Origin of the sequence: Nocardia sp. NPDC004860 (assembly GCF_040609015.1) — a bacterium.
In the GTDB taxonomy this organism is placed as follows: domain Bacteria; phylum Actinomycetota; class Actinomycetes; order Mycobacteriales; family Mycobacteriaceae; genus Nocardia.
The window spans coordinates 26,884-39,819 of the sequence record NZ_JBEXJI010000020.1; the positions used below are offsets into that span (position 1 = coordinate 26,884).

Here is a 12,936-nt window from a genome sequence, read left to right on the forward strand (position 1 = left end):
ATGGCTGATGCACGCTCCCAGGGATTGCGGGCCCGCGACACCGATCGCGTGGACGCCTGCACCCTGCTCGACACCGCCCGGGACGCCGGCGAGCTCACCGCAAGCGAGTACACCGCACGAACCGCGAAGGCGATGGCGGCCAAGACCTTCGGCGAACTGGACGCGGTGCTGGAGGATCTGCAGATTCCCGCCAATCTGGTGAATTCGCCTGTGGTGCGGGCGAATCGGCGCGGTCCGTCCACTCGCATGCGGGTCGCCGCCGCGATCCTGGTGGCCGCGGCGCTGCTGGGCGCGTTCGCGGGTTGCGTCTCGCGCACGGCCGCACCGAAACCCGCTCTGCCGGACCCGACCACGGGCGCGGGCCTGGCCAGTTTCGTCGCGGCCTACCAGGACCATTTCGGCGACACCAAGGCCGACCAGGTTCTCCTCTATCCCACCTACGTGATCATCGAGCGGCGTAAGGATCCGTCGGCGCCACGTGACGCGCACATCCGTTACGACGGCAGCTTCCACTCCTATGACGACATAGCCCGGTCTCCGGGCGCGGACATCTTCGACTTGTCGGTCCTGGATCTGAAGAAGATCGCGGGCCTGCTCGCCGGGGCTCCGCAGTCGGCGGGCGTGCCCAACGGCCGGATCGGCCACGTCGAGATCGCCCGGGGCGCCGATGGCAGTCCGGTGGTGACCGTCTATGTCGACGACGGCTCCCAGCACGGCTATTTCAAGGTCACCGCCACCGGCGAGCCGATCGCGATCTACCCGCCCAGCTGATCGGTCACGGTCCCGGCCTGCCGGTAGTTGCAAACCGACCGGTGTGGACACAATGGGGCGGCGAGTCGCGCCTGCCCGCGAAGAATTTTTTTGTGCTGCGTGGAATAGATGACGTGCGGTCCCCGTTGGGACAGGTCAGCAAGGTTGAGCGAGTCAGACTCAAGTTCAAGTTGCGCGCCGCCGCCGGCGGGTGCAGGATTGAGCCGACCACGCTCAGTGTTACTGGGATTGCAGTGCGCCGGAGTCGCTCGGAAGGGATTCCGGCGCGCTCAGGTACGTCAACTAGGAGGAACCACCATGGCTCGTGCGGTCGGTATCGACCTCGGGACCACGAACTCTGTCATCGCCGTTCTCGAAGGCGGCGAACCGGTCGTCGTGGCCAACTCGGAAGGATCGCGCACCACGCCGTCGATCGTCGCTTTCGCCAAGAACGGTGAGGTGCTCGTCGGTCAGCCCGCCAAGAACCAGGCCGTCACCAACGTCGACCGCACCATCCGGTCCGTCAAGCGCCACATGGGCGAGGACTGGTCTGTCGACATCGACGGCAAGAAGTACACCCCGCAGGAGATCTCCGCGCGCGTGCTGATGAAGCTGAAGCGCGACGCCGAGGCCTACCTGGGTGAAGAGATCACCGACGCCGTGATCACCGTCCCCGCCTACTTCGAGGACGCGCAGCGCCAGGCCACCAAGGAGGCCGGCCAGATCGCGGGCATGAACGTGCTCCGCATCGTCAACGAGCCCACCGCGGCCGCGCTGGCCTACGGCCTCGACAAGGGCGACAAGGAACAGACCATCCTGGTCTTCGACCTCGGTGGCGGCACCTTCGACGTCTCGCTGCTGGAGATCGGCGAGGGCGTCGTCGAGGTCCGCGCCACCTCCGGTGACAACCACCTCGGTGGCGACGACTGGGACGAGCGCATCGTCGGCTGGCTGGTCGACAAGTTCAAGGGCACCTCGGGCATCGACCTGACCAAGGACAAGATGGCCATGCAGCGCCTGCGCGAGGCTGCCGAGAAGGCCAAGATCGAGCTGTCGTCCTCGCAGTCGACCTCGATCAACCTGCCCTACATCACGGTCGACGCGGACAAGAACCCGCTGTTCCTCGACGAGCAGCTGACCCGCGCCGAGTTCCAGAAGATCACCTCGGATCTGCTGGACCGCACCCGCAAGCCGTTCCAGTCGGTCATCAAGGACGCCGGCATCTCGGTCGGCGACATCGATCACGTTGTGCTCGTTGGCGGCTCGACCCGTATGCCCGCCGTGTCCGACCTGGTCAAGGAACTGACCGGCGGCAAGGAGCCCAACAAGGGCGTGAACCCGGACGAGGTCGTCGCCGTCGGCGCCGCCCTGCAGGCCGGTGTGCTCAAGGGTGAGGTCAAGGACGTCCTGCTGCTCGATGTCACCCCGCTGTCGCTGGGCATCGAGACCAAGGGCGGCGTGATGACCAAGCTGATCGAGCGCAACACCACCATTCCGACCAAGCGGTCGGAGACCTTCACCACGGCCGACGACAACCAGCCGTCCGTGCAGATCCAGGTCTTCCAGGGTGAGCGCGAGATCGCCTCGCACAACAAGCTGCTCGGATCGTTCGAGCTGACCGGCATCCCGCCGGCCCCGCGCGGCGTGCCGCAGATCGAGGTCACCTTCGACATCGACGCCAACGGCATCGTCCACGTCACCGCCAAGGACAAGGGCACCGGCAAGGAGAACACGATCAAGATCCAGGACGGCTCCGGCCTGTCCAAGGAGGAGATCGACCGGATGGTGAAGGACGCCGAGGCGCACGCGGCCGAGGACAAGGCGCGTCGCGAGGAGGCGGAGACCCGCAACCAGGCCGAGTCGCTGGTGCACCAGACCGAGAAGTTCATCAAGGACAACGAGGACAAGGTCCCGGCGGACGTCAAGACCAAGGTCGAGGCGGCCATCGCGGAGGCGAAAGAGGCGCTCGAGGGCACCGACATCTCGGTCATCAAGACCGCGGTGGAGAAGCTCGCCACCGAGTCGCAGGCGCTGGGCCAGGCCATCTACGAGGCCTCGGCCGCGGACCAGGCCGCCCAGGGCAACGGCGCGGGCGCGCCGCAGTCCGATGACACCGTCGTGGATGCCGAGGTCGTCGAGGAGCCTGAGAAGAAGTGACGAACCAGAACCCGGAAAACATGGTCGACTCGGCCACGGGTGAGGTCTTCGAGGCCGCGGCGGACACCGCCGCGGCCCTCGGGGCCGAGGGAACTCCCGAGGTCAGTGAGGATGCCCTCGCCGACGCGATCACGGCCGAATTGGCCGAGCGCACCGCCGATCTGCAGCGTCTTACCGCGGAGTACGCCAACTACCGCCGCCGCGTCGAGCGCGACCGCAAGGCCGCCATCGACACCGCCAAGGCCGCGGTCGTGGGCGAACTGCTCCCGGTGCTCGACGATCTGGATCGCGCCCGCGCGCACGGTGACCTCGACAACGGACCGCTCAAGTCGGTCGCGGACAAGCTGGTCACCGCCCTGCAGAAGCAGGGCCTCGAGGAATTCGGTTCGGAGGGTGAGCCTTTCGACCCGACCCTGCACGAGGCCGTGCAGCACGAGGGCAGTGGCGCGGACCCGATCCTCGGCATGGTGATGCGCAAGGGCTACCGCTTCGGCGATCGCGTGCTGCGGCACGCGCTGGTCGGCGTCACCGACGGTGTGGCGGATCTGGCTGCGGCGCAGCCGGATACGACGAACGCTGGCACCGATGCCGCTGGCACTGATTAACAACGCACAGACGCCCCCGGCGTCACCGACAACACAGAAAGGAGGAGATGCCCGGTGAATCGAGAGTGGCTCGAGAAGGACTTCTACAAGGATCTGGGTGTTTCCTCCGGCGCCACCCAGGACGAGATCAAGAAGGCCTACCGCAAGCTGGCCCGTGACCTGCACCCGGACAAGAACCCCGGGGACAGCACGGCCGAGGAGCGGTTCAAGGCCGTCAGCGAGGCGAATGCCGTGCTGTCGGATCCGGAGAAGCGCAAGGAGTACGACGAGGCCCGGAAGCTGTTCGCCGGCGGCGGTTTCGGCCGCGGCGGGTTCTCGCCCGGGGGTGGCTACGGTCAGCCCGGCGGCGGGTTCTCCGGCGAGTTCAACCTCGGCGACATCTTCGGCGCGGGCGCCGGAGCCGGTGGCGCCGACGGCGGCCTGGGCGATCTGCTGGGCGGACTGTTCAATCGCGGTGGCACCCGGACCTCGTCGCGTCCGCGGCGCGGTTCGGATGTCGAGACCGAGACCACCCTCGGCTTCCGCGAGGCCGCCCAGGGCGTGACCGTCCCGCTGCGCATGACCAGCCCGGCCGCCTGCACCACCTGCCATGGCAGTGGTGCCAAGCCGGGCACCAGCCCGCGAGTCTGCCCGCACTGCAATGGCACCGGTGTGGTCAGCCGGAACCAGGGCGCGTTCGGCTTCAGCGAGCCGTGCGAGGACTGCCGGGGCACCGGATCGATCATCGACGACCCCTGTGTCGACTGCCGCGGCAGTGGCATCCAGAACCGGACCCGCACCATCACCGTGCGCATTCCCCCGGGCGTGCGCGACGGGCAGCGGATCCGGCTGGCCGGTCAGGGCGAGGCGGGCCTGCGCGGCGCGCCTCCGGGTGACCTGTACGTCACCGTGCACGTCAGCCAGGACAAGGTCTTCGGCCGCAATGGCGACGACCTGACCCTGGTGCTGCCGGTCTCGTACGCCGAACTGGTGCTGGGTACCACGGTTTCCGTGCCCACCCTGGACGGCCGTGTCGGCGTCAAGGTGCCGCCGGGCACCGCCGACGGCCGGACCCTGCGGGTGCGCGGGCGCGGTGTGCCCAAGCGTGACGGCGGCGCCGGTGACCTGCTGGTCACGGTGAAGGTCGCGGTACCGCAGAAGCTGGACGACAATGCCGCCGAGGCGCTGCGGCGCTACTCGGAGGCGGAGAAGACCAGCGGGTTCGATCCACGTGCGGGATGGGCAGGTGCGTAATGAGTTCCGATCCGAAGAAGACCGAGGCCCAGTACTTCCTGATCTCGGTGGCCGCGCAGCTGGCGGGCATGCACGCCCAGACGCTGCGCACCTATGACCGGCTGGGTCTGGTTTCGCCGCAACGTACCTCGGGCGGCGGGCGGCGCTACTCGGACCGGGATGTGGAGCTGCTCCGCGAGGTGCAGCGCCTGTCCCAGGACGAGGGCGTGAACCTGGCCGGCGTCAAACGGATCATCGAACTCACCAACCAGGTGGAGGAGCTGCAGCAGCGGGTGAGCGAGTTGACCGCCGAGGTGGAAAGGCTCCGGTCGGGATACCGCCCCGACCTGACCCCGCCGCAGCGCAGCACCGCTCTCGTGGTGTGGCAGCCTCGAAACCGGCGAAAGCAGTAGCTCCCCCGCCTCTCCGGATATTCAGCGGGCGGCTGAGAGCCGTTGGGGTTGGGCAGCCGTGCCCGCGGTTGGGAGCCGAAGCTATTTCGGGGGTACCCGGGGAGTTACCCGGATCTCGCGAAATCAGTTGTCCCGTTAGGGAAAACGGGCAGTAGAGGTAAGGGGTCGGGAGGTTGCTCCCGACCCCTTCTCTGCTGTATCAGGCGTTGCCGATGGGGCCGGGTGTTCGCCCGCTTGCGATTATTGCGGGCAATGTGCTGAGTTGTCCTGAGGGGCTGTGGGATTGGCGAAATTCTTGATGCCTGCGAATTGCAAACAGACCGGTACGGTATAAATTGATGCCAATCGTGAGTTTTGTCCGTATGCTGCAAGAGAATTCGAGGACCGGCGCAGTTGCGGCAGGATCGCTGTTTTCCTGAGCCTTGCAAAACGGATCAGGCAGGTTCGCCGTCCGAAAGCCTGTGTCTCACGGCGCGTTCCGGTTGAACAGTCTGTTTTCGGCTCGGATACCCCGCAACATTCACGTTTTCGAGGAATAGAGGCCGCGTTATTGAAACGTCCCGTTCCGTTGCTGGCTAACCTCGCCTACACTGGCTTGGCAACGGCTGCTGTCGAGTGTCCCGCAGCACTTCACTCGCCGGTCACGCCTGCGTTCGATTGCGAAATGGGGTTGTGACACACATGGATTCGCGCACCGTCGCATTGATAAGAACAACGTTCAAGGCGGTTGCTGCGGAAGAAGGTGGCCCCGAGAAACTCGCGCGATCGTTCTACTCCATCCTCTTCACGGAGTACCCCCACGTTCGCGACCACTTCCCCGCCGCCCTGGACGCCCAGCGCGACCGGCTGGTCAAGGCCATCGCCTACGTGGTGGACCGGCTGGAGGAGCCGGACCGGTTGCTGCCCTTCCTGGCCCAGCTCGGGCGTGATCACCGCAAGTACGGGGTGGTGGCCGAACACTATGAGGCCGTGGGGAAATCGCTCAAGAGCGCGCTGGAGGCCTACGCCGGCACCGAGATCTGGACCGACGAGATCGGGCGCGCCTGGGACGAGGGCATCGGCGTCATCGCCGGCACCATGATCAACGCGGCCGAGCAGGAGACCACCCCGCCGGTATGGACCGGCACCGTCATCGAGCACCGGGAAGTACTGCGCAACCTGGCCATCGTGCGCCTGCGGCTGGACCAGCCCATGCAGTACGCGGCCGGTCAGTACATGAGCGTGCAGATCCCGTCCCGCCCGCGCATGTGGCGCTACCTGTCCCCGGCCATCCCCGCGAATGCCGGCGGCGAACTGGAATTCCACATCCGCGGCGTCACCGGCGGCTGGGTCAGCCCGGCCATGGTCGGCCACAGCCGGGTCGGCGAGCAGTGGCTGATCGGCTCGCCACTGGGCGGCCTCGGCGTGCCCCGCAACACCCGCCGCAAGCTGCTCATGATCGGCTGCGGCACCGGCATCGCCCCGCTGCGCGCCCAGCTCATGGCCATGACCGCCCGGCGCTCCAACCCCAAGGTGGATCTGTTCGTCGGCGGCCACTACCCGTGCGATCTCTACGATCTCGAGGTGCTGAGCCAATTGGCCTGCGCCAACAAGTGGCTCAGCGTGCACCCGGTCACCGAATCCACCGAGAACCCGTGGTGGCACTTCGACGGCTCCGACGGGATCCGCGAGTATCCGGGCCTGCAGCCGCGGGTGGTCGGTCAGATCGGCAAGATCGTGGCGAGCCACGGCTCCTGGGTCGACCGGGACGTGCAGATCGTCGGCGCGCCGTCCATGGTGCAGACCACCAAGTTCCGCCTCATGGCCGCGGGCACCCCCACCGAGAACATCCGCCACGACCCCTTGTTCTGAGCGCGGCGGAACCCTCAGAAGCCTTCGTAGCGAATGGCTTCCGCGGGCGCGCCGATGGCGACCAGCTGATCGATGGTGTTGCGGACCATGGCCGCGCCGCCGCAGACCAGGATCTTGTGGTGGTCCAGCGGGCCGAACCGTTCCGGGATGTCGGCGATGGTGCCCGGCATCATCTCCTCCGGGCGGAAGCCGATGTCCACCCGGCACTGCTCGTACCAGGCGTCGACGAGATCCGGGTCGTACTCGCTCTGCACCACGGGAACGACCGTGAGCCACGGCAGTTCACCGGTCAGCAGGTAGAGCATGTCGGAGGCGTAGAGGTCGCGCGGGTAGCGCCCGCCCACGAACAGGTGGGTGCGCGGCGGCTGCTCCCGGCGCGACAGATCCAGCAGCAGCGCGCGCATCGGCGCGAGCCCGACCCCGTCGGCGATCATGACCACCTCGGTGGCCTCCGGTTCCACGGTCAGCCAGCCCGCGGGCGCGCTGATCCGCCATTCGTCGCCCGGATGCGAGTCGGCGACGATGGAACCGCTGCACCAGCCGCCCGGCACCGTGCGCACGTGGAATTCCAGCTTGCCGTCCAGCGAGGGCGGCAGCGCGGGATACAGGCGGCGCACCATGTTCGGATGCTGCGGCGTGCGCACCTCCACCGACTGGCCCGCCGCGAACGGCACGAACTCGCCGATCAGCCGCACCACCGTGGTGTCCTCGCGCAGCCGGTGCGCACCCACCACCGTGGCATTCCATTCCGTCTGCGCGCCGAGCGCGAGCTCTCCGGTCTCGTCCGGGCCGAGCGTCACCGATAACTCCTGATTGTCGAAAGGCCGTGCACTACACCGGATCCGAGCTTATCGCCGACGTCGGCGTGCCCACCGCGAGCAGGGCGCGCTTGGTATCGGCGATCATGCGGGCCGAGCCGGCGATCTGGATCTGGCGATCGGCCCAGGCGCCGAAGCTGGCCACCACCGCGCCCAGATTGCCGATCAGCCGCCGATGCATGCCGAACGGCGTCTCGGCCGGCGGATAGGGGTGCCACCACGGGTTGGTCTCGTTCTCGCAGACCGGGACGACCGTGAGCCACGGATTGGACTGCGAGAGCTGCCACATGTTCTCCACGTCGTAGAGATCACACGGGTAGCGCCCGCCCATGAACAGGTGCACGCGCGGATTGATGCCGCGCCGGCCCATCTCGATGAGCTGTGCCCGCAGCGGGGCGATGCCGGTACCGGACCCGATCATGAGCACGTCCTTGCGGCGGCTCAGATCCACGTGCAGACCACCCAGCGGCGCGGCGATCATCCACCGGTCGCCGACCTGGGTCTCGTTCACGATGCCCGGGCTCACCCAGCCGGTGCGCACCTTCCGCACATGGAACTCGATCTCGCCGTACGGATTGGTGGGGATGGCCGGCGACAGGTAGCGCCACATCTTGGGCCGCTGCGGAATGGCCACCGGTACGTACTGCCCGGCCTGATAGGGGATCGGGGTGTCGGTCTGCAGACGGACGATGGCCAGATCGTCCACCACCCGCCGGTGCCCGACCACCGTCGCCTCCCAATATGGTTGCGACTTATCCGAATTGGCGCCGATGGCCATGGACGCCGAGATCAGGATGGTGATGTCGCGCCAGCCGGCCTCCAGCTGCCGGCTCCAGTTCGCGGTGCCGTTGTAGCTGCGGAAGGCATGGAGCAGGGCGCGCCCGGCGATGTCGTAGTGCGCCGCCTCCACCCCGTACTTGCGATGGTCGCGCGCGAGTTGCTCCAGGAAGCGTTGCGCGCGATCCCAGTCCTCCAGGTTGTCGAGCACGAACGAGATGGCCGTGACCAACCGTTTCGGCTGCATGTCCATGGCGGAGGGAAACAGTTCCCGCAGGGCGGGAATCTCTGCGAAAAGATGACCGTAGAACGCGCTGATCAGCCGTTCCGGCCCGTTGGGGGCCTCGACGACTGTCCGAAAGTTTGCGCGGACCAGCGCTGCCGAACGCGCATCCACGACGTCGAGCTTTCCTTCCTGTGCTGCTACCCCGGAACGCCTGCTGCCAGGCGGCCCTCCGCGTCAAGTATCCCTTAAAACGCGGTGGTCGCACGGATATAGCCGGAGGCCGATCGATTTGCGTAACCCGGAGTTCAGATCACCAGGACGATCTTGCCGCGTGCGCCGGATGCGCCGATCACGCCGGGGGCCTCGGCCAGCGGCGGCATGGCGCTGATCGGGACCATCAGGTCGCCGTCGCCGACCATCCGCAGCAGCTCGCGCAATTCGGCTGCGCCGCCATGGGATTGGAGGTTGCCGCCGTGCACGCCCCGGGCCTGCAGATCCGCCTCGTCGGCGGACCAGATGGTCGAATAGGCCGAACCGTCGGACTTGACCAGGCTCGCGTTGTCGGCGAAAACCGGCGGCGGGCTGACCAGATCGAACAGCACGTCGATGCCGCCGGGATCGGTGATCCGCACCGAATCCGCGACCGACAACTCCGAGCCCTCGGCGTGGGTGGGGGAGTCGGTGACGGTGATCCGTCCGTAGTTCACCACCTCGGTCGCGCCCAGCCGGATCATCCGATCGGTGTCGTCGGGGCGGGCGGTGGCGATGACGTGCGCGCCGGCGAGCGCGGCGAGCTGCACCAGATAGGAGCCGACGCCACCCGAGGCGCCCACGACCAGCACCTTCTGGTTGCGGGTGACCCCGGCGGCGTGCATGAGGTCCAGGGCCGTGATACCCGCGGTCGGCAGGGCGGCGCCGCGAATGGCGGAGACCTCGTCCGGCAGCTTGGCGAGGGCGCCATCGTGCGGCGCCACGATGTATTCGGCGAAGGTGCCGTGCCCGACCGGCGGGTTCAGGAACTTCCCGACCACCCGCTCCCCGACCTCGAAGTCGTTCACCCCCGCGCCCACCGCGCTGATCGTGCCCGCTCCGTCGGTGCCCGGGATCAGCGGAAAGTCGTGCGGCAGTTGGCCGTCCAGGAAGCCGTCGATGATCCGCTGGTCGAACGGGTTGACCCCGGCGGCCTCGAGCTGGATCTGGACCTGGCCCGGTCCGGCCTCGGGGGTGGGCATGTCGGCGGGCTCGGGGCGGCCACCGAATTCACGGACGACGATCGCGCGCATTTGCTGCTCCATTCATTCGGAAACCGGGATGGATGAGCTGGTGTGATGCGTCAACGAATGGAGTCATCGTACGCGTAGCGTAGGAACCGGCCTCGGACACTGGACCTGGCGTCGAAAACTGGTCAGACTTGAGCGGAACAGACTCAACTTCTACCGCGTTGTAGAGGGCAACGACAAGTAGGAAGGTGACAGTGGACTCGTTCAATCCCACCACCAAGACCCAGGCGGCCCTGACCGCCGCGCAACAGGCGGCCGCCGTCGCCGGAAACCCGGAAATCCGTCCGGCGCACTTGCTGGTGGCGTTGCTGGATCAGATCGACGGCATCGCCGCACCGCTGCTCAAGGCCGTCGCGGTCGACCCGGCGACGGTGCGGCGCGAGGCCCAGGAGATCGTGGACCGGCTGCCCCGGGCCACCGGCGCCACCACCACTCCCAATCTCGGGCGCGAAGCCATCGCGGCGCTCAGCTCCGCGCAGCGGCTGGCCACCGAGCTGGGCGACGAATACGTCTCCACCGAGCACCTGGTCTACGGCCTGGCCGCCGGTGACTCCGACGTTCAGCAACTGCTGCTGAAGTACGGCGCGACCGCCGATGCCCTGCGCGAGGCCTTCACCGCCGTGCGTGGCAACGCCCGTGTCACCTCGCCGGATCCGGAGGGCTCGTACCAGGCGCTGGAGAAGTACTCCACCGACCTGACCGCCGCCGCCCGCGAGGGCAAGCTGGACCCGGTCATCGGCCGCGACACCGAAATCCGCCGTGTCGTACAGGTTTTGAGCCGTCGCACCAAGAACAACCCGGTGCTGATCGGCGAGCCCGGCGTCGGCAAGACCGCCATCGTGGAGGGCCTGGCCCAGCGCATCGTGGCGGGTGACGTCCCGGAATCGTTGCGCGGCAAGAAGCTCGTCTCGCTCGACCTGGGCGCGATGGTGGCCGGCGCCAAGTACCGCGGTGAGTTCGAGGAGCGGCTGAAGGCCGTGCTGGAGGAGATCAAATCCTCTGCCGGACAGATCATCACGTTCATCGACGAGCTGCACACCATCGTGGGCGCCGGCGCCACCGGCGAATCCGCCATGGACGCGGGCAACATGATCAAGCCCATGCTGGCCCGCGGCGAGCTGCGGCTGGTCGGCGCCACCACCCTCGACGAATACCGGCAGCACATCGAGAAGGACCCGGCCCTGGAACGCCGGTTCCAGCAGGTGCTGGTGGGCGAGCCGTCGGTGGAGGACACCGTCGGCATCCTGCGCGGGCTCAAGGAGCGCTACGAGAACCACCACCACGTGCGGATCACCGACTCCGCGCTGGTGGCCGCGGCGACCCTGTCCGACCGCTACATCACCTCGAGGTTCCTGCCGGACAAGGCCATCGATCTGGTCGACGAGTCGGCCTCGCGGCTGCGCATGGAAATCGATTCCCGCCCAGTGGAAATCGACGAGATCGAACGCGTGGTGCGGCGGCTCGAGATCGAAGAGGTGGCGCTGGCCAAGGAGACCGACGAGGCGTCCAAGCAGCGGCTGGAGAAGCTGCGCCAGGAGCTCGCCGACGACCGCGAGAAGCTCAACCAGCTGATGACCCGCTGGCAGAACGAGAAGCAGGCCATCGACGCGGTGAGCGTGCTCAAGGAGGAGCTGGAGTCGCTCAAGGGCGAATCCGAGCGGGCCGAGCGCGACGGCGACTACAACAAGGCCGCCGAACTCCGGTACGGGCGAATCCCCAAGCTGGAGAAGGAACTCGCCGAGGCCGAGTCCAAGGCGAAGACCGCCGCCGACGGCGACGTCATGCTCAAGGAGGAGGTCGGGCCGGACGATATCGCCGAGGTGGTGTCGTCGTGGACCGGTGTCCCCGTGGGCAAGATGATGGAGGGCGAGACCCAGAAGCTGCTGCGCATGGAGGACGAGCTGGGCAACCGGGTCGTCGGGCAACCGGAAGCCGTGCAAGCGGTTTCGGATGCCGTGCGCCGCGCCCGGGCCGGGGTCGCCGACCCCAACCGGCCCACCGGCTCGTTCATGTTCGTCGGCCCGACCGGCGTCGGTAAGACCGAACTCGCGAAGGCGTTGGCGGACTTCCTGTTCGACGACGAGCGCGCCATGGTCCGCATCGACATGAGCGAGTACAGCGAGAAGCACTCGGTGGCCCGCCTGGTCGGGGCGCCCCCCGGCTACGTCGGCTACGACCAGGGCGGCCAGCTCACCGAGGCGGTGCGGCGACGCCCGTACACGGTGGTGCTGTTCGACGAGATCGAGAAGGCCCACCCGGACGTCTTCGACATCCTGCTGCAGGTGCTCGACGAGGGCCGGCTGACCGACAGCCAGGGCCGCACGGTCGACTTCCGCAACACCATCCTCATCCTGACCTCCAATCTGGGTGCGGGCGGTGACAAGGATGCGGTCATGAACGCGGTGCGCCGCGCCTTCAAGCCGGAGTTCCTGAACCGGCTCGACGACGTGGTCATGTTCCACGCGCTCGACGAGGAACAGCTGGAGCGGATCGTCGACATCCAGCTGAACCAGCTGCAGAAGCGCCTGTCCCAGCGTCGCCTGAAGCTGGACGTGTCCGACTCGGCCCGCTTCTGGCTGGCCGTGCGCGGCTACGACCCGGCCTACGGCGCGCGCCCGCTGCGCCGCCTCATCCAGCAGGCCATCGGCGACTCGCTCGCCAAGGAACTGCTGGCCGGCGAGGTGCAGGACGGTGACACGGTGAAGGTCAACGTCACCCCCGACGGCGACACCCTCATCGTCGGCCGCTGACGCGGCGGACCCGGGCCCCCGCGCGAGCTTCGGCTCGGCGGGGGCCTTGCGCGTTCCGGGCGACCGAGCCTTGCCGGTTTCGAGGTGTGAACGGTCC

10 protein-coding genes are annotated in these 12,936 nt (G+C 67.7%); 7 read left to right on the forward strand and 3 right to left on the reverse strand.

The window, feature by feature from the left end; genetic code table 11:
• The 6 genes from ABZV44_RS29805 to ABZV44_RS29830 all read left to right on the forward strand — a co-directional run bounded on the left by ABZV44_RS29805 (nucleotide 1) and on the right by ABZV44_RS29830 (nucleotide 6,988).
• Nucleotides 1-771 carry a DUF1707 domain-containing protein gene (locus tag ABZV44_RS29805; protein ID WP_354843300.1) on the forward strand — a complete coding sequence of 257 codons (771 nt, stop codon included), beginning with the start codon at nucleotides 1-3 and terminating at the stop codon, nucleotides 769-771.
• 297 nt (nucleotides 772-1,068) lie between these two features.
• On the forward strand, nucleotides 1,069-2,907 hold the full coding sequence (dnaK, locus tag ABZV44_RS29810) for a molecular chaperone DnaK (protein ID WP_354843303.1): 1,839 nt from the start codon (nucleotides 1,069-1,071) through the stop codon (nucleotides 2,905-2,907).
• On the forward strand, nucleotides 2,904-3,512 hold the full coding sequence (gene grpE, locus ABZV44_RS29815; RefSeq protein ID WP_354843306.1) for a nucleotide exchange factor GrpE: 609 nt from the start codon (nucleotides 2,904-2,906) through the stop codon (nucleotides 3,510-3,512). Before dnaK ends, grpE begins: the two co-directional genes overlap by 4 nt.
• A 54-nt stretch (nucleotides 3,513-3,566) precedes the next feature.
• On the forward strand, nucleotides 3,567-4,745 hold the full coding sequence (dnaJ, locus tag ABZV44_RS29820) for a molecular chaperone DnaJ (protein ID WP_354843309.1): 1,179 nt from the start codon (nucleotides 3,567-3,569) through the stop codon (nucleotides 4,743-4,745).
• Nucleotides 4,745-5,137, forward strand: a complete 393-nt coding sequence (locus ABZV44_RS29825; protein ID WP_354843312.1) for a helix-turn-helix transcriptional regulator — start codon at nucleotides 4,745-4,747, stop codon at nucleotides 5,135-5,137. The genes dnaJ and ABZV44_RS29825 overlap by 1 nt, the downstream gene beginning before the upstream one ends.
• Nucleotides 5,138-5,818: 681 nt before the next feature.
• A complete protein-coding gene (locus ABZV44_RS29830; protein WP_354843314.1) occupies nucleotides 5,819-6,988 on the forward strand; it encodes a globin domain-containing protein in 1,170 nt (389 codons plus the stop codon).
• 14 nt (nucleotides 6,989-7,002) lie between these two features.
• Here ABZV44_RS29830 and ABZV44_RS29835 read toward each other — a convergent pair whose 3' ends face one another.
• The 3 genes from ABZV44_RS29835 to ABZV44_RS29845 all read right to left on the reverse strand — a co-directional run bounded on the left by ABZV44_RS29835 (nucleotide 7,003) and on the right by ABZV44_RS29845 (nucleotide 10,092).
• Nucleotides 7,003-7,788: an FAD-binding oxidoreductase gene (locus ABZV44_RS29835; protein ID WP_354843317.1), complete on the reverse strand. Its 786-nt coding sequence runs from the start codon at nucleotides 7,786-7,788 to the stop codon at nucleotides 7,003-7,005.
• Between the two features lie 31 nt (nucleotides 7,789-7,819).
• Nucleotides 7,820-8,980 (reverse strand): FAD-binding oxidoreductase, encoded by a 1,161-nt coding sequence (locus ABZV44_RS29840; protein ID WP_354843320.1) that lies wholly within the window; start codon nucleotides 8,978-8,980, stop codon nucleotides 7,820-7,822.
• Between the two features lie 134 nt (nucleotides 8,981-9,114).
• Complete coding sequence (locus ABZV44_RS29845) at nucleotides 9,115-10,092, reverse strand: NADP-dependent oxidoreductase (protein ID WP_354843323.1); 978 nt, start codon at nucleotides 10,090-10,092, stop codon at nucleotides 9,115-9,117.
• 191 nt (nucleotides 10,093-10,283) lie between these two features.
• Between ABZV44_RS29845 and clpB the strand changes: the two genes are divergently transcribed.
• Complete coding sequence (gene clpB / locus ABZV44_RS29850) at nucleotides 10,284-12,839, forward strand: ATP-dependent chaperone ClpB (RefSeq protein ID WP_354843326.1); 2,556 nt, start codon at nucleotides 10,284-10,286, stop codon at nucleotides 12,837-12,839.
• The last annotated feature ends 97 nt before the right edge of the window (nucleotides 12,840-12,936 follow it).